The organism is Catellatospora sp. NPDC049111 (assembly GCF_040648615.1).
Classification (GTDB): Bacteria; Actinomycetota; Actinomycetes; order Mycobacteriales; family Micromonosporaceae; genus Catellatospora; species Catellatospora aurea.
In genome coordinates this window covers 94,610-115,442 of the sequence record NZ_JBEZEB010000017.1, presented here as the reverse complement: position 1 = coordinate 115,442, position 20,833 = coordinate 94,610, and the positions used below count along the sequence as shown (strand labels likewise).

Annotated in this window: 19 protein-coding genes and 1 pseudogene; 14 read left to right on the top strand and 6 right to left on the bottom strand. The window is 71.4% G+C overall.

The annotated features are described in order from the left end of the window. Window positions 1-44 precede the first annotated feature (44 nt). The 4 genes from AB0B66_RS23445 (at window position 45) to AB0B66_RS23430 (ending at window position 3,124) form a co-directional block, all read left to right on the top strand. Entirely contained in the window at window positions 45-644 is a 600-nt protein-coding gene (locus tag AB0B66_RS23445) for a histidine phosphatase family protein (protein ID WP_360533652.1), read from the top strand. A 46-nt stretch (window positions 645-690) separates the two neighbouring features. Continuing rightward, window positions 691-1,113: a DUF5818 domain-containing protein gene (locus AB0B66_RS23440; protein ID WP_360533558.1), complete on the top strand. Its 423-nt coding sequence runs from the start codon at window positions 691-693 to the stop codon at window positions 1,111-1,113. Window positions 1,114-1,130: 17 nt separating this feature from the next. Further along, the gene (locus tag AB0B66_RS23435; RefSeq protein WP_360533555.1) at window positions 1,131-2,009 is read left to right on the top strand and encodes a DegV family protein; all 879 of its coding nucleotides are present in this window, start codon (window positions 1,131-1,133) and stop codon (window positions 2,007-2,009) included. A gap of 176 nt (window positions 2,010-2,185) precedes the next feature. After that, a complete protein-coding gene (locus AB0B66_RS23430) occupies window positions 2,186-3,124 on the top strand; it encodes a hypothetical protein (RefSeq protein WP_360533552.1) in 939 nt (312 codons plus the stop codon). Between the two features lie 74 nt (window positions 3,125-3,198). Here the strand turns inward: AB0B66_RS23430 and AB0B66_RS23425 are convergent, their stop codons facing one another. Next, window positions 3,199-5,157, bottom strand: coding sequence for a S8 family peptidase (locus tag AB0B66_RS23425; RefSeq protein WP_360533549.1), 1,959 nt, complete (start codon window positions 5,155-5,157; stop codon window positions 3,199-3,201). Window positions 5,158-5,551: 394 nt separating this feature from the next. After that, a complete protein-coding gene (locus AB0B66_RS23420) occupies window positions 5,552-5,764 on the bottom strand; it encodes a hypothetical protein (protein WP_360533546.1) in 213 nt (70 codons plus the stop codon). Between the two features lie 101 nt (window positions 5,765-5,865). Here AB0B66_RS23420 and AB0B66_RS23415 point away from each other — a divergent pair, with 101 nt between their 5' ends. The 5 genes and pseudogenes from AB0B66_RS23415 to AB0B66_RS23395 form a co-directional block, all read left to right on the top strand. Then, window positions 5,866-6,090, top strand: a complete 225-nt coding sequence (locus AB0B66_RS23415) for a winged helix-turn-helix domain-containing protein (RefSeq protein WP_360533543.1) — start codon at window positions 5,866-5,868, stop codon at window positions 6,088-6,090. A gap of 195 nt (window positions 6,091-6,285) precedes the next feature. Then, window positions 6,286-7,197 (top strand): ComEA family DNA-binding protein, encoded by a 912-nt coding sequence (locus tag AB0B66_RS23410; protein ID WP_360533540.1) that lies wholly within the window; start codon window positions 6,286-6,288, stop codon window positions 7,195-7,197. After that, a complete protein-coding gene (locus AB0B66_RS23405) occupies window positions 7,197-9,611 on the top strand; it encodes a ComEC/Rec2 family competence protein (RefSeq protein ID WP_360533537.1) in 2,415 nt (804 codons plus the stop codon). Before AB0B66_RS23410 ends, AB0B66_RS23405 begins: the two co-directional genes overlap by 1 nt. Window positions 9,612-9,654: 43 nt before the next feature. After that, window positions 9,655-10,638, top strand: coding sequence for a DNA polymerase III subunit delta (gene holA, locus AB0B66_RS23400; protein WP_360533649.1), 984 nt, complete (start codon window positions 9,655-9,657; stop codon window positions 10,636-10,638). Next, window positions 10,635-10,883, top strand: a pseudogene (locus tag AB0B66_RS23395) (hypothetical protein); the annotation flags it as partial. The gene holA and the pseudogene AB0B66_RS23395, both read left to right, overlap by 4 nt. 609 nt (window positions 10,884-11,492) lie before the next feature. Here the strand turns inward: AB0B66_RS23395 and rpsT are convergent. Further along, on the bottom strand, window positions 11,493-11,759 hold the full coding sequence (gene rpsT, locus AB0B66_RS23390) for a 30S ribosomal protein S20 (RefSeq protein WP_360533534.1): 267 nt from the start codon (window positions 11,757-11,759) through the stop codon (window positions 11,493-11,495). Between the two features lie 380 nt (window positions 11,760-12,139). Here rpsT and AB0B66_RS23385 point away from each other — a divergent pair, with 380 nt between their 5' ends. The 5 genes from AB0B66_RS23385 to AB0B66_RS23365 all read left to right on the top strand — a co-directional run bounded on the left by AB0B66_RS23385 (window position 12,140) and on the right by AB0B66_RS23365 (window position 17,876). Further along, entirely contained in the window at window positions 12,140-12,706 is a 567-nt protein-coding gene (locus AB0B66_RS23385; protein WP_360533531.1) for a DUF4240 domain-containing protein, read from the top strand. A 162-nt stretch (window positions 12,707-12,868) separates the two neighbouring features. Beyond that, on the top strand, window positions 12,869-14,740 hold the full coding sequence (gene lepA / locus AB0B66_RS23380) for a translation elongation factor 4 (protein ID WP_360533528.1): 1,872 nt from the start codon (window positions 12,869-12,871) through the stop codon (window positions 14,738-14,740). Next, on the top strand, window positions 14,737-15,243 hold the full coding sequence (locus AB0B66_RS23375; protein ID WP_360533525.1) for an NUDIX hydrolase: 507 nt from the start codon (window positions 14,737-14,739) through the stop codon (window positions 15,241-15,243). The genes lepA and AB0B66_RS23375 overlap by 4 nt, the downstream gene beginning before the upstream one ends. Window positions 15,244-15,680: 437 nt before the next feature. After that, window positions 15,681-16,829 (top strand): hypothetical protein, encoded by a 1,149-nt coding sequence (locus tag AB0B66_RS23370; protein WP_360533522.1) that lies wholly within the window; start codon window positions 15,681-15,683, stop codon window positions 16,827-16,829. Between the two features lie 138 nt (window positions 16,830-16,967). After that, window positions 16,968-17,876: a hypothetical protein gene (locus AB0B66_RS23365; RefSeq protein WP_360533519.1), complete on the top strand. Its 909-nt coding sequence runs from the start codon at window positions 16,968-16,970 to the stop codon at window positions 17,874-17,876. Between the two features lie 69 nt (window positions 17,877-17,945). On the opposite strand, the gene AB0B66_RS23360 is transcribed toward AB0B66_RS23365, so the two are convergent. The 3 genes from AB0B66_RS23360 to AB0B66_RS23350 all read right to left on the bottom strand — a co-directional run bounded on the left by AB0B66_RS23360 (window position 17,946) and on the right by AB0B66_RS23350 (window position 20,825). Further along, complete coding sequence (locus tag AB0B66_RS23360; protein WP_360533516.1) at window positions 17,946-18,872, bottom strand: phytanoyl-CoA dioxygenase family protein; 927 nt, start codon at window positions 18,870-18,872, stop codon at window positions 17,946-17,948. Between the two features lie 173 nt (window positions 18,873-19,045). Next, the gene (locus AB0B66_RS23355; protein ID WP_360533513.1) at window positions 19,046-19,918 is read right to left on the bottom strand and encodes a hypothetical protein; all 873 of its coding nucleotides are present in this window, start codon (window positions 19,916-19,918) and stop codon (window positions 19,046-19,048) included. An 88-nt stretch (window positions 19,919-20,006) separates the two neighbouring features. Further along, entirely contained in the window at window positions 20,007-20,825 is an 819-nt protein-coding gene (locus tag AB0B66_RS23350; protein ID WP_360533510.1) for an enoyl-CoA hydratase-related protein, read from the bottom strand. Window positions 20,826-20,833 lie beyond the last annotated feature (8 nt).

The window sequence follows — 20,833 nt, the reverse complement described above, 5'->3', positions numbered from 1 at the left end:
CGCAGCGAGGAGAAGGCGTGAGCCTGGAACGGGGCCAGGAGCAGATCACGCGGGTGCTGCTGTGGCGGCACGGCAACACCGACTGGAACGCCGCCCAGCGGGTGCAGGGACAGCTCGACGTGCCCGTCAACGACCGCGGCCGGGCTCAGGCCCAGGCCGCGGCCGAGGTGCTCGCGCGCGGCGAGGCCCAGCTCATGATCACCAGTGACCTGAGCCGGTGCACGATGACCGGCGCGCCGCTGGCCGAGCTGACCGGACTGGTGCCCGAGCGGGACGCCCGGCTGCGTGAGCGGCACTTCGGCTCGTGGCAGGGGCTCACCACCCCGGAGGTGCGTGAGCGCTTCCCCGATTCGTACGCCCGCTGGCGCGCCGCCGACCCGGACCCGGGCGACGGCATCGAGTCGCTGCCCGACCTGGGCAAGCGGGTCAGCGAGACGATCCGGCAGGCCGCCGAGCGGGTGCCCGGCGGCACCGCGGTCCTGGTCAGCCACGGCGGTGCCATCAAGTACGGGGTGGCCGCGCTGCTCGGCTGGCCCGAGGAGATGCTGCCGACGATCGCCCCGGTGCAGAACTGCCACTGGGTCGACCTGATCCTGCAGCCGTCGTACGGGTGGCGGGTGTCGGCGTACAACGTCGGCGCCTGACGCCCCCTCGCGCAACTTGCCCCCGGGCGGTAGCGTCCGAACTGACATGACCACACGAAGCCCCCTCACTCATCTGTTGCTGACCGGCGCGCTGCTGGGCGGTCTCCTGCTCACCGCGTGCGCCCCGAGCGAGGAGCCGGAGGTGGGCAGCTCCATGACCCCGCAGCCGTCGGCCTCGGCGGTGCCGCCGAGCACCCCGAAACCGAGCATGTCCGGGCCCGTGGTGCCGCCGCCGGCCAAGGACGGCCAGCCCATCTCGGTGCGCGGCCTGGTCGAGCGGGTGGAGCTGGAAGGCGGCTGCACCGTGCTGCGCGCCGACAACGGCACCACCTACCAGCTGATGGGTGGCGACCCGAACGTCGTCAAGCCCGGCGCCACCGTGCGGATCAGCGGCCGCCTGCGCGCCGACATCATGACGATCTGCCAGATGGGCCCCGTGCTCGAGGTCGACTCGGCGCAGCCGGCATGACGAGTTAACGTGCCCGCATGTCCGTAGCAGTCGTCACCGACTCCACCGCCTACCTGCCCGCCACCGTCGCGGACGGGTCGCTGACCGTCGTGCCGCTGCACGTCGTGCTGGGCGGCGTGTCCGGGCGGGAGGGAGTCGAGGTCTATCCCGCCGAGGTCGCCGTCGCACTGGCCGCCCGCCGTGTCGCGGTGACCACCTCGCAGCCCACCCCGGCCGAGTTCGGGCAGGTCTACGACAAGCTGTTCGCGACCGGTGTGGACGGCATCGTCTCGGTGCACCTGGCCGGCGCGCTGTCCGGCACGCTCGGCGCGGCGTCGACCGCGGCGGGTGAGGCCGCCGGGCCGGTCGAGGTGATCGACTCCTGCTCCGCGGCGATGGGCGTGGGCTTCCCGGCCCTGGCCGCGGCGCGGGCTGCGGCGCAGGGCGAAGACCTCGCGGGCGTACGCGACGCCGCCCTGCACACCATCGACCGGACCAGCACCTTCTTCTACGTGGACACGCTGGAGCACCTGCGCCGCGGCGGCCGCATCAACGCCGCCTCGGCCCTGCTGGGCACCGCGCTGGCGGTCAAGCCCCTGCTGGAGGTCTCCGCGGGCGGCATCACCATGCGCGACAAGGTGCGCACCGCCGCCCGCGCGCTGGACCGGCTGGTCGCGCTCGCCCTGGAGGCGGCCGGGGACGGCCCCGTCGAGGTCGCCGTGCATCACCTGGCGGCCGCCGAGCGGGCGGAGTGGATCGCGCAGGCGCTGCGGGAACGGCTCGGCGAGCGGCTGTGCGAGCTGTACACCAGCGAGGTCGGCGCGGTGGTGGCCGCGCACGTCGGCCCCGGCCTGGCCGGCGTCGTCGTGCACCGCCTGCCCGAGGCGGCCCAGTCGCTGCTCGACGAGCAACTCTGAACGGCGCGCCGGGCCGCGGCGGCTCCGTCTTTTCACAGACGTTGGCCTATCTCATCGATTTCCCGTGCCCCGTATTCGATGAGATGGGCCAACGTCGATCGGAGCGAGCACGTCCGCCGAGCCGTTCCCCGAACACGGGTGGCGCTGCGGCGGGGGCGTGGTGATACTCAGCGTTCATGGAGAAGGCTCGTTCTGAACTTCTCGGCCGGGACCTGGCGCATGCGCTGCGCACCGGCCCGTTCTCCGCCGCGTTGCACCTGGCCATCGAGGATCGGGGCATCCGGCCGGAGGAGATCCAGGAGAAGCTGTCCGCCGCGGGCATCAGCGTCAGCCTGGCCACCCTCAGCTATTGGCGGCGAGGTCGCAGCCGCCCGGAGCGCCCCGAGTCCATGAAGGCGGTGCGGCTGCTGGAGCAGATCCTGTCGCTGCCCGCCGAGTCCCTCATCGCCCAGCTCGGCCCGCGCCGCCCCCGGGGGCGCTGGCTCAACCAGCCCCCGGGGACCATCGACATCGACCGGCTCTTCGAGGACGGCAACAGCGTCTCGAAGATCATCCGAGAGCTGGACCGGTGGATGTATCACGAACTCACCCGGATCAGCCTGCACGACCTGTACCAGGTCGGCGCGCAGCGCCAGGAGCTGCGGCTCAACTGCCGCCAGGTGCTGCGGGCCAACGTGGACCGGGTGTCGCGCACGGTCGGCATCTTCCGCACCGACGACCTGGGCGCGCCCACCGGTGTGCAAGCCCTGCGCAACTGCCGGCTGGGCCGGGTGCGCTCGGACCCCGAGTCGGGCCTGCAGGCCGCTGAGATCATCTTCGACCGGATGCTGTCCCAGGGCGACACCGTCGTGCTGGAGTACGAGTTCGAGAGCGGCTCGATGATCGCCACCGACAACTACTACCGGGGCTTCTCGGTGCCGGTGGGGGAGTACGTGCTGCAGGTGCAGTTCGACCGCGACGCGGTGCCGGCCCGCTGCTACCGCTTCGAACGGCGCGGCCTGCACGCCCCCGACCAGGGCGTACGCGAGGTGTGGATCGGCTCGACGCACGGCGCGCACCTCGTCGCGACCGACATCCCGCCGGGCATCGTCGGCATGCGCTGGGAATGGGAGTGAGCGGCCGGGCATCGTCGTGAGATGCCCGGCCGCTCGGCCCCCCGTCGGCCTCCTGATCGCCGAGGCCCCCCGGATCAGGAGACGCTGATGGTCACGTCGTCGATCACCCAGCTGGTCTGCAGGGACTGGTCCTCGACGCCGTTGAACTTCAGCGTCACGGCCTGCCCGGCGAACTGGCTGACGTTGACGACCTTCTCCACGTAAGCGGAGTTGGCGTCGAGGTTGGTCTGGGTGGCCACGGTCGTGCTGCCCATGGTCACCGTCAGCCGGTCCCAGATCTGCCCGTCGGTCTCGGCGGTGCTGATGCGCACCCAGTACCGCAGCGTGGCGCTGGTGCAGCTCGCCGGGATCGTCACCGACTGCTGGACCCAGTCGGTCTGGGTCTGGCCCTGGCCGCCCAGCCAGGCGCTGCGGGTGCCGGTCTTGCCCGGGTAGCCGTAGCTCGACCAGGCGCCGACGACGCCCGTGTCGGCCGTCCACGGCGTGGTGCCGCTCTCGAAGCTCGAGTTGCCGACGACCTGCGCCGCGGTGCAACCGCCGCCACCGGTGGTGATCGTCCAGGTGAAGTTCGTCGACCCGGTCTTGCTCGCCGAGTCGGTGACCGTCACCGTGACGTTCGAGGTGCCCGCGGTGGTCGGGGTGCCCGAGATCAGGCCGCTCGACGAGCTGATCGACAGCCCGGCCGGCAGGCCCGACGCGCTCCAGGTGTACGGCGACGTGCCGCCGCTGGCCTGCATCTGCAGGCTGGCCGCCTGCCCGACGACGCCGCTGCGGTTACCCGGGTTGGTGACCGACGGGTTGTTGGGGTTCGTCCCGCCGTTCATGAAGCCCGTGTAGAGCAGCCGGTTCGGCGAACCCGTGCCCGGCGAGGTGACCTTGCCGGTGGTGGCGTTGTTCACCAGCGCGTCGCGCACCTGGGCGGGCGTCGCGTTGGGGTTCAGGCCCAGGTACACCGCGGCGGCGCCGGCCGTGTGCGGCGAGGCCATCGAGGTGCCCGTCATCGTCGCGCTGCCGTTGTTGCTGGAGTAGGACGCCGACACGATGCTCGTGCCCGGGGCGAAGATGTCCAGGCAGGAGCCGTAGTTGCTGCTGCTGTTGCGGGCGTCGGAGCTGTTGGTGTTGCCGACGGTGACCGCCGCCGCGACGGCCTGCGGGCTGTAGTAGCAGGCGTCGTCGGAGGAGTTGCCGGCCGCCTGGACGAACTGCACGCCCGAGGAGATCAGGCTCGACACGGCGCTGTCCATGGCCTGGCTGGTGCACCGGCTCTGGCAGCCGATGCTGTAGTTCACCACGGCCGGCTTCTGGGCATTGGTGCGCACCCAGTTGATACCCGCGATCAGGTCGTCGTTGGTGCCGCTGCCCTGGCAGTTCAGCACCCGGACGGCCACGACGGAGGCCTTCTTGGCCACGCCGTAGCTGGTGCCCACGGCGGTGCCGGCCACGTGGGTGCCGTGTCCGTGGCAGTCCGTCGGCGAGCTGTCGTCGTCCACCATGTCCGTGCCCTGCTTGACGCGGCCGGTGAACTCGACGTGGTTGGCGTTGATGCCGGTGTCGAGCACATAGACCGTCACCCCCTGACCCGGGTTGGTGGGGTACGTGTAAGCCTGGTTCAGCGGCAGGTTCGCCTGGTCGATCCGGTCGTCGCCCCAGTTCGGGGGGTTGTTCTGGGTGTCCAGCACGCCGATGCGCTGCACCGCCTCGACCGAGGCGACCGCGGGGTCGGCGGCCAGCTTGCGCGCCTGCGCCGCGGTCATGCCGACCGAGAAGCCGCGCAGACCGGCGGTGTAGACGTGGCGCGCCTTGCCGCCGAAGCGGCCGGCCAGGTCACGGGCCTTGGTGCCGACGGTGCTCGCGGGCACCGCGGAGTCCTTGAAGACCACGATGTAGCGGTCGGCGACAGCGCTCGGGCTGTCGGCGTACATGATGCTGCCCTCGGCCCCGGCGGGAGCGGCGTTGGCCGTCCCACCCGCGCCGAGCGCCCCGGCGAACGCGACGATGATCGCGAAGCCGAGAGCGGAGACTCGATGCCGCAAGGTTCTCTCCTCCCAGAGATCCCCGCTGCGCGGCCGGGTCCCGATGACACCGACCGCGTAGGGGTGACGCAGAACCTAGGAGCGGATGAATCCGTTGCGGCAGAGCGGTTAACAGCGATCGATGATTCGTAACGTCAAAACTGTTTATTGAACGTGCGCCATGTCGTCGGTCGTGATCGGACGATCGGTGCGATGTGCTGTGGCGGTGGCGTCGCCTGGGTCGTGATCAGGTCGTTGTCCGGCACCGGCCCGCCGTCTGGAGACAAGAGAATTGGGGGTGTACGCCCGCGCGGTCCTGGCGTGCGTCACTGGCGTCGGCGCAGGTGCCAGAGGATCGTCCAGCGCCGGGTGTGCGGCTGTGTGGCGTCGCGCCCGGCATGGCCAGTTCCGCCGTTTACCCGAACATCCTCCAGCGTCGCCTGCCCGGCTGGACAGGCTCGCGGCCTGCCATGAGCAGTTCTGCCGTGCCCTGCCAGACCGCCTGGCAGCTCACCTTGGCGCAGATGCGGCAGCGCCCCATGCGCTTGCGGTTCCTGTGGCGGTACAGCTCCTCGTAGAGGAATGCCGCCCGCTTGTCGGTGATCGGCTCGATGTACGAGGTACGCACGGCACCACCCCAAACGAGTAAGAGGTTGAAGAGGTTCAAGACTTGGTTGCTATAAATCAACCAGGCGTGATCGACTCGGAGAGCCGACCCGAGGAAGAGTCATGCCAGCCATCCCGATGTCGTCCACGCAGATCGCGCAGGACATCACCGCCCGCATCCAGTCCGGGGAGTACCCGCCCGGTTCCCAGCTGCCTACCATCGCTGCGCTGGCGGACCTCTACAACGTCAGTGACGGGACCATCTCCCGCGTGATGATCGTGCTACGCACACAGGGCACCGTGATTGGCGTGCCAGGACGCGGCACGTTCGTGCCGGAGAAGGACTGACCCGCACGGGGGACAGTCTGAGCGCGCCAGGGCACCAGGGCGTGGGCGTGTTCGTGCCTGACAACGAATGATCCCGGGCGTCCGCCGTAGCACGCAGGAGCCTTGATCAGGCGGTTGTCCACAAGCGGCGCGCTGTCCACAGGCAAGAGATTTGAGGCGTACGCCCACTGCCCTGCCCGCCCCTAGCGTGGCCGCGTGCCGTCCTCCCCGTTCCGCAAACCGCCGCCCGTCGAGGCCGACCTCGACCGGCTGCACCGCGTGCTCGCCCAGTCCCCATCGCCGGCCCGGCTGCCGCTCGCGCCCCCGCCCTGGCCGGACGCTCTCGACGCGCCATTTCTCGACGTCCTGCCCGACTTCGCACTGTCGCGGGCCATTCCGCAGACGTCGTCACCGGATCCGCGCGTCTTGCGCGACTCACCGGCGTACGCAGCCGCGCCATCGGGGGCCGCCGTTCCGGACACGGACGGGTCGCTGACGGCGGACAATCTGCCGAGCGCGTTGCCCGGCCGAGCGGCGTTCGATCCGGGGCGGCGCGGGCTACGGGCGCTGGCGGCGGTGGCCGCGCTGGTGGTCGCCATCGCGGCATACCTGGCCTGGCAGGCGCGTCCGTCCGTGGAGCCCGCACCCGAACCGGTGCCGTTGCCCGTCGCGGAATCCGGGCGGCCAGCAGCCTCGCCCTCGGCGACGACACTGGTCGTGGCGGTGACCGGGCGGGTACGCAAACCAGGACTGGTCCGGCTGGCACCCGGTGCCCGAGTCGCGGACGCCATCGAAGCCGCAGGTGGGGTGCTGCCCGACACCGACCTGTCCGCAGTCAACCTGGCCCGCAAGGTCACCGACGGCGAACTGATCGCGATCGGGGTGCCGGGCGTGGTCGGCGCGGAGGGCCCGGCCGCTGGGGTGGGACCTGGTGCGGGTCCCGTAAACCTCAACACCGCGACCCTCGCCCAACTCGACGCCCTGCCGGGGGTCGGTCCCGTGCTGGCACAGCGCATCCTCGACCACCGTGCGCGACACGGAGACTTCCGCAGCGTCGGTGACCTGCGCCAGGTGGAAGGTATCGGCGAGTCGAAGTTCGCCCAGCTCAAAGACCTGGTGACAGTCTGATGGAGGCCTCCGCCCGACCGGCTCAGCGGCCGCCGGACGGCCCTGACCTGCGGCTTGCTCCGTTCGCGTTGGGCTGCTGGGCGGCGTCGCTGGCCGCGCTCTTCACCGGACTGGGATTCACGCTCGCACTCGGCGCGGTGGGATCCGTTGGCGCGACGCTGGTCGCGGTTCGCCGGATCGGCCAGGGCCAGGTGCACGAGGTGTGGACAGGCTGGCCTCGGCGGGCGAGCTTGACGGCTTGGCGGGCAAGCAGCGGAGCAAAGCCGGGCACTTGGCGGTGGATCGTGGCAGGCGCGTTTCTCGGGGTGCTGTGCGGGGCGGCGGCGACCGGGGCGCGGCTGGCGGCGAGAGATGCTGAGGAGGTCGCTGCGCTGGTGGACGGGCGGACGTCGGTGACGGTGACGCTGGTCGTGCGCGACGATCCGCACCGGTCGCCCGGAATCGTCGGCCGTCCGGCGACCTGGGTGGTCACGGCGGACCTGGAGCAGGCCGGTGAATTGCATACCGACGTCGGGGTGCTGGTGCTGGCGAGCGGCGACGGCTGGGCGGGGCTGCTGCCGGGGCAGCGGGTGCGGGTGCCCGCCCGGTTCGGCCCGGCCCGGGGCGGTGACCTGCGAGCCGCGGTGCTGTCCACGGAACGGCCGCCCGAGCTGCTGGGGGAGGCGTCGTGGGCGCAGCGGGCGGCCGGCGGCCTGCGCGCGGGGCTGCAACGGGCCTGCGCACCGCTGGACGCCGCGACCGGCGGCCTGCTGCCGGGTCTCGTGGTGGGCGACACCAGCCGTCTCGACCCGGCGGTCGAGCAGTCCTTCCGCGACACCGGGATGACTCACCTGACGGCCGTCTCGGGCAGCAACGTCGCCATCGTCACCGGGGCTGTACTGCTGCTGGCGAGGCGGACCAGGGCTGGGCCACGGCTGACCGCCGTGGTGTGCGCGGTGTCCGTGGTCGGGTTCGTGATCCTGGCTCGGCCGTCGCCGAGCGTGCTGCGGGCTGCGGTGATGGGCGGGATCGCGCTGCTGGCGCTCGCCTCGGGCCGGTCGCGGGCGGCGCTGCCCGCGCTGTCGGCGGGTGCGGCGGTGCTGCTGATGGCCGATCCCGAGCTGGCCGCTGACGCGGGTTTCGCGCTGTCGGTGCTCGCCACGGCCGGGCTGCTGCTGCTCGCGCCGCCGATGCGCGACGCGCTGCGCCGCCGGGGGATGCCGGGCGGGGCCGCCGAGGCGTTGGCCGTGCCCGCCGCCGCGCAGGTGGCCTGCGCCCCGGTGGTCGCGGGCATCAGCGGCACGCTGAGCCTGGTCGCCGTACCCGCGAATCTGGTCGCGGTGCCCGCGATCGCGCCCGCGACCGTCACCGGAGTCGCCGCCGCGCTGCTGTCGCCGGTGTGGCCGGGCGGTGCCGAGTTCGCGGCCTGGCTCGGCAGCTGGCCCGCGTGGTGGCTGGTCACCGTGGCCAGGGTCGGTGCGCAGGTGCCGGCCGGGGTGTTGCCGTGGCCGGGCGGGCCGCCGGGCGCGCTGCTGTTGGCCGGGTTGACCGTGCTGCTCATGGTCGGTTTCCGGCGGCCCGCGGTGCGTCGGCTGGCGGCCGTCGTGGCGCTCGCCGGAGTCCTGGGCGCGCTGCCGGTGCGCGTGCTCACCGGCGGGTGGCCGCCCGACGGCTGGCTGGTCGTGGCCTGTGACGTGGGCCAGGGCGACGCCACCGTGCTCAACGCGGGCGGCGGTGCGGCCGTGGTCGTCGACGCCGGGCCCAAGCCCCGCGACGTGGACCGCTGCCTGCGCGAGCTGGACGTGGACGAGGTGCCGTTGTTGCTGATCAGCCACTTTCACGTGGACCACATCGGCGGCCTCGACGGGGTGCTCGCCGGGCGGCGGGTCGGTGCTCTGGTCACCACGCCCTGGCCGGAACCCGCCACCGGCCGGGAGGCGGTGACCCGGGCCGCCACCGCGCACCGGGTGCCGGTGTCGGATGCCCCGGAGTCCGGTGGCTGGACCGTTGGCGACGTAAGGCTGGAGGTGTTGCCCGCGCCGCCCGAACGCGGCACCCGCAGCGACCCGAACAACAACTCCCTGATGCTCGTCGCGACGGTACGCGGGGTGCGGGTGCTGCTGACCGGCGACGCCGAGACGGAGCGGCAGCAGGCGCTGCTGGCGGCGGGCGTGGACGTGTCGGCTGCCGTGCTGAAGGTCGCCCACCACGGCAGCGCCTTCCAGGAACCGTCCTTCCTGGACGCTGTCGCGCCGAGGATCGCCCTGGTCAGCGTGGGGGAGGGCAACGACTACGGGCATCCGAGCGGCTCGGTGCTCGCCCGGCTGTCGGGGCGCGGCGCGCGGGTGCAGCGCACCGACGTCAGCGGCGACCTCGCGGTGGTGCTCGACGCGGGCAAGCTTTCCGTCGTGCTCCCGACGCGCCCGTTGGAGTGACGGCGGGCGGGTGCCAGTTCGCACGTGCGACGATAGCGAGGTGGTGAGCCAGGTTCCGTCCCCCGTCCTGACACCCGTGGTCCTCGTGCTGGGCGACGAGGAGCTTCTGGTGGCGCGCGCGATCGCCGACGCGGCCGCGCAGGCGCGTGCCGCCGATCCGGCGGCCGAGGTCCGCGAGGTGGAGGCGAGCACGATGCTCGTCGGCGAGCTCGCCGAGCTGCTCAGCCCGTCGCTGTTCGGCGGGGTCCGGGTGGTGGTGGTGCGTGCCGCGCAGGATGCCAAGAAGGACGTGTCGGCGGTGCTGCTCGACTACGCGAAGTCGCCCGACCCTGACGTGAGCCTGGTTGTTGCGCATGCCGGCGGTGCCAAGAACAAGGCGCTGGCGGACTCGCTGGCCAAGGCGGGCGCGTCCGTGGTGCCCGCGGCGAAGCTCAGCAAGCACCGCGACCGGGTGGACTTCGTCACCGGCGAGGTGCGCCGGCTCGGCGGGCGCTGCGCGACCGACGCCGCCGAGACGCTGATCGAGGCCGTCGGCAACGACCTGCGTGAACTCGCGGCGGCCTGTTCGCAGTTGATGGCCGACACCGGCGGGCGGATCGACCAGGCGACGGTGGCGCGTTACTACCGGGGCAAGGCCGAGGTGAGCGGGTTCGCCGTCGCCGACGCCGCGGTCGCCGGGGACGTGCCGGCCGCGCTGGAGGCGCTGCGCTGGGCCCGGCACAGCGGCGTGGACCCGGTGCCGATCGCGGACGCGCTGGCCGACGGCGTGCGCACCGTGGCGCGGGTCGCCTCGGCGGGGCGCGGCAACGCGTACCAGCTGGCCTCGACGCTCGGCATGCCCGCCTGGAAGATCGAGAAGGCGCAGCGGCAGGCGCGCGGCTGGACCCCGGACGCGCTGGTGACCGCGATGCGGGCGGCTGCCGACTGCAACGCCGCCGTGAAGGGCGGCGAGGAGGACCGCGACTACGCGCTGGAACGCGCCATCGTGGCGTTCGCGCAGGCCAAGCAGGCGGGAGGTGGGCGATGACAGCGGGCATCCGATCCCGGCGCGCCGGGGGCATCAGTCCCGAAGAGGCGCGCAACCGGCCGCTGTACGCCCGGGTCCTGGGCCTGCAGTACGTACGCCCGAGCAGCCTGCTGTGCTTCCTGTACTTCGAGGGCACCGTGGCGCTGGCCGTCCTGCTGTCCCTGGCCGAGCTCACCGGCTGGTGGGCGGTGGCCGTGCTGCCCGCCTCGGTGGCGGTGATGGTGAAGCTCAACGACGTCATCGCGGGTGCGACGACCCGGTCGGGCGGCACGGCGACCCGGTCCCGCGGCCAGGCGACCCGGTCGAAGTCCGCCACGCGACGGGCCCTCGCCCAGCCGACCGTGCGACTACGAGTGGCGGCGCCAGCCGAGGACACCCGGCCGTCTCGTCGCGCCGAGCGGCCCACGGATGACGAGCACGACCCGTTCCCGAGCTCCGCCGGGTACGACCCGTCGCCGGAAAGCCGTCCCGGCAACGGCCTCCAGGACTCCTACTCCGGCCGTACCGCCGCCGGCGAACAGGGCATGCCTGGCTACGCCGACCAGACCGGGTACGGCGCACAAGGCATCTACGCCTCCGGCGGGTATGCCGACCAGTCGACGTATGCAGGGCTGTCCGATCTCGGCGCGCCGGCACAGCCGGCATCGACCGGTCCGGACGCCGAGGAGCCCTGGCTCAGCACGGCCGAACAGCGCGCCCGCCAGTCCGCCGCCCACCGCTACGAGTAGCGCCTGCGCCACCGCCGCCTCATCAGCCCAGCTCAGTGCGGGTCGGGGAAACACCGATGCCCGGCTCCCATCGGGAGCCGGGCATCGGGTGATGTCTTGGCGGTGCCGGGAGGCACGCTGCGACGATCAGGCAGAGAGCGAAGCCAGCTTCTTGGCGATCGACGACTTGCGGTTCGCCGCCTGGTTCTTGTGGATCACGCCCTTGCTGACGGCCTTGTCCAGCTTGCGCGAGGCGTCGCGCAGCAGCGCGGTGGCGTTCTCGACGTCACCGGCGGCGCTCGCCTCGTGGAACTTGCGGACAGCGGTCTTCAGCGACGACTTGACCGACTTGTTGCGCAGCCGGGCCTTCTCGTTCTGCCGGTTGCGCTTGATCTGGGACTTGATGTTCGCCACGCGACAGCCTCGTCCTGCTCGTTTCGGTTGACTGGTTCGGATGGGCCGGCGCAACGAAGCACCAGCCGCGACGTGCCAGGTTACCAGGTGGCCTGGGCATCGGCCAAAACAGGCCGAGGTGACACCCGTCGCGGTGCCCGACCCGGACAGCCTATCGCCCCGCCTGCGCGGCCCTTCCGGCACCCGCGTTCCGCCCGCGGTTGGTCCGCGCGGCACGTGACGATCGTCGTTTCGGGGCGAAAAGTGAAGCCGGACCACGCTTCTTGACCGCAATCAACGATCATGCGCGCGGCCGGGGCGGTGACCTTTCCGGGTGATGGGACGCGACACCCGCTCGTAGATCGAGGGCGGGCGCGGTCCGGGTGGCAGACTGTGCTGCTGTGGACATCGAGCGGTTCTGGGCTCTGATCGAGCAGGCGCGTACGGACGTCGAGGGTGACATCGGCGAGGACGGCACCGGGCTGGCCAAGGCGCTGACCGCGCGGCTGTCGGCGCTGAGCCTGGCGGACATCGCCGGGTTCGCGACGCGGTTCGAACAGCTGCGTGCCGCGGCCGACCGCTACGACCTGTGGGGCGCCGCGCATCTGATCGGCGGCGGCTGCTCCGACGACGCGTTCGTCGACTTCCGCAGCGGGCTGATCGCGGCGGGCCGCAAGTGGTACGAGGCGGCGCTGGCCGACCCGGACGCGCTGGCCGGGCACCCGTCCGTGGTCGAGGCCGTGGAGTGGGACGACGACAGCGCGATCTTCGCCGAGCTGGTCGGGTACGCGGCCGCCGACGCGTTCCGGGAGGTCGCCGGGGCGGAGCTGGTGCTGCCCGAGGTGGCGAAGGCGCCGATCGCGGGCGAGGACTGGGACTTCGAGGACGACGACCAGATGCGCCACCGGCTGCCCCGGCTGAGCGCGCTGGTGCTGGGCTGGCCCGCGAACGAGGGCTGCCGCTGCTGAGCGAGGCCGCCGCGGGAGCGTCGGCGGCGGTAACGTTGAAGCCCGCTTCGGCACGGTCGGCGGGCGTGGGATCATAGGGGCGGCAATGACCGCCTCACGCCGAACGCGGCCCGTCGCCTGCGACCCGCTTTCCGCGCCTCACGCCCTATAGAACGGATCACCGTGCCTCCGCTGCTCGGATCTAACAAGCCCGGCGACACTGACCCGGCCGCCATCCGCAACTTCTGCATCATCGCCCACATCGACCACGGCAAGTCGACGCTGGCCGACCGCATGCTGCAGATCACCGAGGTGGTGGACCCGCGGCAGATGCGGGCGCAGTACCTCGACCGGATGGACATCGAGCGCGAGCGCGGCATCACCATCAAGAGCCAGGCGGTACGCCTGCCGTGGACCGTGCGCGAGGGCGAGCGGGCCGGTGAGCAGGTCGTCCTCAACATGATCGACACGCCTGGCCACGTCGACTTCACCTACGAGGTCTCGCGCAGCCTGGCCGCCTGCGAGGGCGCGATCCTGCTGGTGGACGCCGCCCAGGGCATCGAGGCGCAGACGCTGGCCAACCTGTACCTGGCGATGGAGAACAACCTCACCATCATCCCGGTCCTCAACAAGATCGACCTGCCCGCGGCGCAGCCGGAGAAGTACGCCGAGGAGCTCGCGCACCTGATCGGCTGCGAGCCGGAGGACTGCCTGCGGGTGTCCGGCAAGACCGGTGACGGCGTGTCCCACCTGCTCGACGAGATCGTCCGGCAGCTGCCCGCCCCGACCGGCGGTGACCCGAAGGCCCCGGCCCGCGCCATGATCTTCGACTCGGTGTACGACGTCTACCGTGGCGTCGTCACCTACATCCGCGTCATCGACGGCCGCCTCGACGCCCGCGACCGGATCAAGATGATGTCCACCGGCGCGGTGCACGAGTTGCTGGAGATCGGTGTCATCTCGCCGGAGCCGATCAAGTCGCCGTCGCTCAGCGTCGGCGAGGTGGGTTACCTGATCACCGGCGTGAAGGACGTGCGGCAGTCCCGGGTCGGCGACACGGTCACCCTGAACGCCAAGCCGGCCACCGAGCCGCTCGGCGGCTACAAGGACCCCAAGCCGATGGTGTACTCCGGCCTCTACCCGCTGGACGGCTCGGACTACCCGGAGCTGCGCGACGCCCTGGACAAGCTCAAGCTCAACGACGCGTCCCTGGTGTACGAGCCGGAGACGTCGGCGGCGCTGGGCTTCGGCTTCCGCTGCGGCTTCCTCGGCCTGCTGCACCTGGAGATCATCCAGGAGCGGCTGGAGCGCGAGTTCGGCCTCGACCTGATCGCCACCGCGCCGAACGTGGTCTACCGCGTGGTCACCGACGACGGCAAGGAGATCACGGTCACCAACCCGAGCGAGTACCCGCACGGCAAGGTCGCCGAGGTGTACGAGCCGGTGGCGCGCGCCACGGTGCTGACGCCCAACGACTACGTCGGCGCGGTGATGGAGCTGTGCCAGGGCCGCCGCGGCGTGCTGCAGGGCATGGACTACCTGTCGGCCGACCGCGTCGAGCTGCGCTACACGCTGCCGCTCGGAGAGATCATCTTCGACTTCTTCGACCAGCTGAAGTCGCGCACCAAGGGCTACGCCAGCCTGGACTACGAGCCCAGCGGCGAGCAGGCCTCCGACCTGGTCAAGGTGGACATCCTGCTGCAGGGCGAGCCGGTCGACGCGTTCAGCGCCATCGTGCACAAGGACAAGGCGTACACGTACGGCACGACGATCGCCTCCAAGCTGCAGAAGCTGATCCCGCGCCAGCAGTTCGAGGTGCCGATCCAGGCGGCCATCGGCTCCCGGGTCATCGCCCGCGAGACGATCCGCGCGATCCGCAAGGACGTGCTGGCCAAGTGCTACGGCGGTGACATCAGCCGCAAGCGCAAGCTGCTGGAGAAGCAGAAGGAAGGCAAGAAGCGCATGAAGATGGTCGGCCGGGTCGAGGTGCCCCAGGAGGCCTTCATCGCTGCGCTGTCCACCTCGGAGGCACCCGAGGGCGGCAAGAAGAAGTGACGTTCGCGGGACACTGCTTCCGCTGCGGCGCGGCCCTTCCGGCCGCGCCGCCGGCCGTCTGTGGGGGCTGCGGGTACGAGCAATACCTCAACGCCCGCCCCACAGCCAGCCTCATCGTGCTCGACGGCAGCGGGCGCTTCCTGGCGCTGCGCCGCTCGCGGCCGCCCCGCGAAGGGCTGTGGGAGACACCGGGCGGCTTCTGCGACGCCTGGGAAGAACCCGCCGACGCGGCCCGCCGGGAGGCCCGCGAGGAGTTGGGCGTCGACGTCGAGCTGGGCGCGTTCGTCGGCATGTACGTCGGCGACTACGAGTTCCAGGGCGAGCGACTGCCGGTCCTGGACTGCTTCTTCCTCGCCACCCTGCCGGCCGGCGCCCACCTGCGCCTGGACCCCGACGAGTCCTCCGAGTCCGCCTGGCTCCCGCTGGCCGACCCGCCCGTCATGGCCTTCACCACGATGGACCGCGCCCTCCGCGACGCCGCCACCCTCCTCCCGTCCCGCTGACCCGCCCCGGCCGCAGACACGGGCCTGCGTCGGCCACCGGCCTGCAGTTTCAAGGAAAGTGCAGGAATCCAGCCGACGGTTCGTGCAGTTTCCAGGAACCTGCACCGTGGCGCTGCTCGCTGCGGCGGTCGCGGCCCTGCCCGAGCCAAGATCGCCCGACTTGCCGGGCAGGTGGGCGACCGGCGGGCCAAGATACGCACGTTTTCCGGGCAAGTCGGGCGATCATGGAGGTGCTCTCCGGCAGGGATGTGCCGTCGCTCGTGTGGGTTATGGCTGTTCGGTCGGCGGGGGTGCACGGTCGGCCAAAGATCTGCCGACAAAAGGCCTGGAGCCGTAGTAACTGGGCAATCTACCCATCGTTACCCCAAGTGCAGTGTTTTGCCGCTTTCGCCCGATATGAGGGCATAGCAGGTTCCAAAGTCGCACAAGGAGTGACGATGCAGATGAAGAAGGCCGGAGCCGTCGCCACGGGCGCTCTCGCTACGATGGCGATCATGGGGGCTCCTGCCGCTGCGGCGCCCAGCACGGACGCCTCTGCGCTGACCCAGGCCGGTGCCTCCACCGAGGGCAAGACCACGTCGATGCGCCAGGTCGGGGCCAACCAGCTGAAGCTCGCCCGCGGCGGCGGCTTCGACAACAACGGCTGGGACGCGCCGTGGGACATCGACTCGGCGTCGGTCGTCGCGCTGCTCAACGGTACGGTCGTCAACGTGGCCGCCCTCCAGCAGTGTGGCTCCACCAGCGGCAACGTGGTGGGCATCTCGGTGCCGATCACCTCGCCGAACACCGTTGTCTCGGGCTTCGGTCACGACGACGGCTACGGCCACAAGAACGACATCGCGTGCGCCAACGCCAACGTCAAGATCAAGCAGACGGACAAGCAGGCAGCGATCCTCGGCGTCGGCAACGACTCCGCGATCAACATCGCGTCGATCCAGTCCTGCGGCTCGACCGACGGCCAGGTCGTCGGCATCACCGTGCCGATCACCTCGCCGAACACGGTCATCGGTGACTGCCAGAACAGCAACATCGAGATCAACGGCTCCGACGAGTGGGACAACGACGACCACTGGCAGGAGTCGGCCCGGACCGAGGCCATGCCGATGGGCCAGTCCCTGGCGATGGACAAGGCCCGTCAGGCCCTGGTCAAGAAGGTCGGCGCGCTGAAGAACCGCAGCGCGTGGGCCAACCGGGCCAACGCCCGCGTCGCCCCGCAGGCGCGCGGCGGCGGCTGGGACGCCCCGTGGGACCAGGACTCCGTCAGCCTGATCTCCGCGCTGAACGGCACCGCCGTGCAGCTGATCACGGCCCAGGCCTGTGGCTCGACCTCGCCCGACGTGCTCAGCGTGGCGATCCCGATCACCTCGCCGAACACCGTCATCGGTGACTGCAAGAACGCCAACGTGAAGATCAGCAAGGACGACCCCAAGGGTGTCATCGCCGCCCTGGACAACACCTCGCTGAACGTGCTCCCGCTGCAGTCCTGCGGCTCCACGAGCGCGAACATCATCGCCGCGGCGGTTCCGATCACCTCGCCGAACACCGTCATCGGCAGCTGCTACAACGCCAACACGGTCATCGACTAGTCGCTGAACCGGCACGGCGGACGGGGCGGGTCGCGCCAGCGCGACTCGCCCCTTCGAATGCTCGCCAACGACAACTCATGCCGCGCTGACGTGTGCCTGCGACTCGGGCGCCGGCGGCACTGAATACAAGGAGTGACGATGCAGATAGGAAAGGCCGGGGTCGTCGCGGCCGGAGCGCTCGCTACGGTGGCGGTGATGGGTTCCGCGGCGACCGCCGCGCCCGCGGCCGGACCGGCGCATGCGGATCCCGTCAGGACCGCCGCGACCACCTTGAAGCAGGCGGCGGTGCAGCAGGCCGCGGGGCAGGCGCTCGCTGCCGTGAAGACCGTGAAGGACGTCGCCCGCGGCCCCCAGCGGGAGGTGCGCCAGCCGCTGATCTCCATCGCCAACGGCAGCGCGCTGACCACCGGCGCGTGGCAGGCGTGCGGCTCGGCATCGGCTCAGGTCGTATCGGCCGCGGTCGCGCTCCGCTCCCCGAACACCGTGCTGGGCGACTGTGCCAACGGCAACGTCCTGATCCGGCAGAACCAGGTGCAGGGGGTCATCTCGATCCTGGACGACACCTCGGTGAACGCGCTGCCGATCCAGGTCTGCGGCTCGAACGCGGCCATCGCCGGCGTGACGGCCGCGGTCGCCTCACCCGCCACCGTGGTGGGCGACTGCTCCAACGCCAACACGTTCATCGCCGCGCCCAAGGACAGCGCGCAGGAAGGGCCGCAAAGCCTGGTGTCGCTGCTCAGCGGCTCGGTCGTGAACGCCGCGGCCGTCCAGGTCTGCGGTTCGACCGCGTCGATCGTCGGCGTGGCCGCGGCCGTGAACTCGCCGACCACCGTGCTGGGTGACTGCTACAACAGCAACAGCACCATCCAGAAGCGCAAGAACCCGGCGGTGCTCCCGCTGCTCAGCAACCAGGTCCTGGACATCCTGCCGCTGCAGACCTGCGCGTCGTCCGGCCTGCTCGGCCAGCTCGGCCCGGCGCTGCCGATCAACAGCTCGGCGTTCGTCGCCGGCCAGTGCGTCACCGGCGGGCAGAAGATCCTGGACTGACCGCCCGCCAGCAGCAGTGAGGCCGGGCCGCGAGATGCGGCCCGGCCTCACTGTCTGTTCATGCGCTGGTCAGCGCAGCCAGGGGACGTTGCGGTCCAGCAGGCCGCGCTCCTTCAGCTCGGCGCGCAGCGGGATCGTGTCGTCGATCCAGCCGCCCTCGCCGACGCCCCACATGTTCTGCACCTTCAGGTTGCCGAACGCCTCGCCGATGAGCTGGCGCTGCACCGGGGTGAGGCCGGCGTACCACGCGGACTCGCGGTCGATCGGCATGTCGTCGACCGGGCGGATCCAGCGGTAGGTGTAGCTCATGAAGAGCATCTTGCGCGTCACGTCCGAGCGGTTGCGCGAGCGCGAGTGCCACAGCCGGCGGTCGAAGATGAACGCGTCACCGGGCTTGGCCAGCCACGGCACGGCGCCCTCCGGACCCTTGGCGATCTCGGTCGGGTCGGTCGGCCGGTACATGTGGTTGTTCAGGTGCGAGCCGGGGATGCACAGGGTCTGGCCCCGGCCCGGCTCCGAGATGTCGCTGAGCACGATGGCGACCTTGATCGACAGCATCGGCCGCGGGATGTCGCCGTAGTACGGGGCGTAGTACTCCGCGTCGGAGTTCTGCCGCCAGCCGTCCTGGTGCCACTCCCAGCGCGGGGTCTCGTCCTCCTCGTACGGCGGGTTGACGTCGAGGTGGTTGTGCTGGGAGTAGATGTTCCAGCCGGCCAGACCCCAGACCCAGCGGAAGGTCGGGGAGTAGTCGAGCATCCGGGCGAACGCCGGGCTGTGGCTGACGGCGCCGAGCAGGTGCAGCGAGCCGGTCTTGTCGATGTGACCGGTGTTCTTGTTCTCGCCGTACAGGCGGTCGGCCTCGGCCTGGAGTTCGGCCACGATCTCGGGGCTGACGACACCCGGGAGGTGCTTGTACCCGTTCTCGTGGAATTCCTTGCGCTCGGCGTCGGTGAGCGGCGCGTAGTCCACAGCCGGCTCCTGAGAGGTGATGGTCATGTCCTCCCCTTGCGTCCTTCCAGACTTGGGCACAGTCGAAGGCAGGATCGGGGCGCGCGACTTGGGGGGTGGCGTGCCGGGATGAGCAACCTTCGCGAACGAGTGCCGATACTAACTCGCGTTCCCGAGTGACTGTGTCGCGCGGGGCTCGTCGGACCGGCCTGCCACCAGGGTCACCCGCCCGCGACGACCTCGGCCACCACCTGTTCGGCCACTTTCTCGGCGCTCGACCACGCGCGGTCACCGGCGGACCACTGCTGGTCGGCGAAGGTCACCCGGGTGACCCCGGTGATCGGCGCCTGGGCCACCAGCCAGTGCGCGAACTGCCAGCCCGCCTTGCTGTTCGCGGCCGGTACGCGCAGGGCGGTGCCCTCGGCGGTGACGCCCTTGGCCTTGGCGGTGCCGAAGTCGGCCTTGATCCGGTCGGCCAGCGCCTTCGCGGTCGCGGCGTCGGCCGGCGGCTCGTCGCCGTACGTGTCGCAGGTCACACCGCCTGCCTGCTGTCCGGTCAGCACCTTGGCCAGCACGGTCGCCTCCTCGGCCCACTTCTCGTAGGCCTCGGGGTAGGCCGACCGCTGCACCCGCTGGGCGGCCTCGGTGACCCGCATCTTCTGCCACCCCTTGACCTTCAGCAGACTGGTGTAGAAGCGCTTGGCGGCGTGCCGCGGATCCATGATCTGTTTCGCGGTGCCCCAGCCCTGGCTGGGCCGCTGCTGGAACAGGCCGAGCGAGTCGTGGTCGTTGCCCTCGCCGAGATGCTCCAGGTTGCGCAGCTTCGACTCCTGCAGGGCGGTGGCCAGCGCGACGATCACCGCGCGGTCGGGCACGTTGCGGCTGATCCCCACGGCGGCGATGGTCGCGGCGTTGGCCATCTGCTCCGGGTCCAGGCGCACCTCGCCGTCGGCGCGCGCCACGCACTCGGGCGCGCCGAGCCGGGGGAGCGGGATCTCCAGCTTGCCGTCGAACTGCTGCCGGGCGAGGTAGCCGCCGACGCCGAACACCACGGCGAGGATCACCAGGACGGTCAGCGCATGCTTGCCCTTCACAGCGGCCTCCTCGACATGTGCGCGAGGGCGGGCGGCTTGTCGAAGTCCGCAAGCCGCCCGCCCCCGCCGCAGGCTCGTTCAGGCCACCCTACGGGGTGGCCGCCGCCACAGCACCGTCCTCGTCGGACCGCGGAACCCAAGCGGCATCCCGTTTCTCCCGGAATGCGGCGACTCCCTCGCGGCCCTCGGCGGAGCCGAAGAAGCGCAGCGAGATTTCCGACAGGTGGGCCAGCTCGGCGTCCAGGTCCGGCTCCGGGCGGCGGCGCAGCAGTTCCTTCGTCGTCGCCAGCGAGGCGGGCGCCCCCCGGACCAGGCTCTCGCACCAGCGTGCGACGACCGCGTCCACGTCGTCGTCCGGCGCGGTCGCGGTCACCAGCCCGATCGCGGCGGCGCGGGGTCCGTCGAAGACGTCGCCGGTCAGGTACAGCTCCGCGGCGGCGCGCGGGGCCAGCCTGGGCAGCACCGTGGCGGAGATCAGCGCGGGCACCACCCCCAGCCGCACCTCGGTGAAGGCGAACGTGGCCCCCGCCGTGCACACCGCGAGGTCGGCGGCGGCGATCAGACCCAGCCCGCCCGCGCGGGCCGGCCCCCGGACCACGGCCACCACGGGCTTGGCCGACCGGGCCACCGCGCCCAGCACGTCACCCAGCAGCGCGGCCGGCATCTGCCCGGACTTCGCCGCGGCGGCGGTCTCGGCCAGGTCGGCGCCGGAGCAGAAGACCGGGCCGGTGTGGTCGAGCACGATCACCCGTACCCGGTCGTCGGCGTTCGCCTCGGCCAGCGCCGCCAGCAGTTCGGTCATCAGCCGGTGCGACAGCGCGTTGCGGTTGTGCGGGCTGTCGAGGGTGATCGTCGTTACGCCGCGGGCGTGGGTGACCCGGACGAGGTGGGAGTCAGGTGAGGACATGAGGGCAG